Origin of the sequence: Pantoea sp. JV6 (assembly GCF_025910055.1) — a bacterium.
Taxonomy (GTDB): domain Bacteria; phylum Pseudomonadota; class Gammaproteobacteria; order Enterobacterales; family Enterobacteriaceae; genus Pantoea; species Pantoea agglomerans.
On sequence record NZ_JAPCIM010000036.1, the window covers coordinates 1 to 498 of the forward strand.

Here is a 498-nt window from a genome sequence, read left to right on the forward strand (position 1 = left end):
TGCCATAGTGCCGCTCATGTCATGCATAACCGTGTCAAAGAACTGAACGGTATCCGCTGGCAATATGACATTCATGGCCGTACCACTGAGAAAGATGACGGGCATACCCGCTGGCGTTATCGCTATGATGGGGAGCATCGCCTGACGGATGTGATCAGCGAGCCACGTGACCGCAATAAGCCGCGCACTAAGGTGAGTTTCCGCTACGATCCGCTGGGACGCCGCATCAGTAAAACCAGCCAGCAGCTGTTGCAGGGCAGGCCGTCTGGCAACGCCGTCACGACGCGCTTTGTGTGGGAAGGCTACCGCCTGCTGCAGGAAATCCACGACGGGATCCCGCTGACCTACGTTTACAGCGACAGCCAGAGCTATGAACCACTGGCGCGTATTGATGGTGTGGAAAGCCCGGAGATTTACTTGTTCCATAATGCGGCCAATGGAATGCCGGAGCTGCTGACTGACGGTGAAGGGCAAAAAGCCTGGGAAGGCATTAACAGC

At 56.4% G+C, this 498-nt stretch carries 1 pseudogene; it reads left to right on the top strand.

What is annotated here, in order from left to right:
* Positions 1-498, top strand: a pseudogene (locus OK412_RS23415) (type IV secretion protein Rhs); the annotation flags it as partial.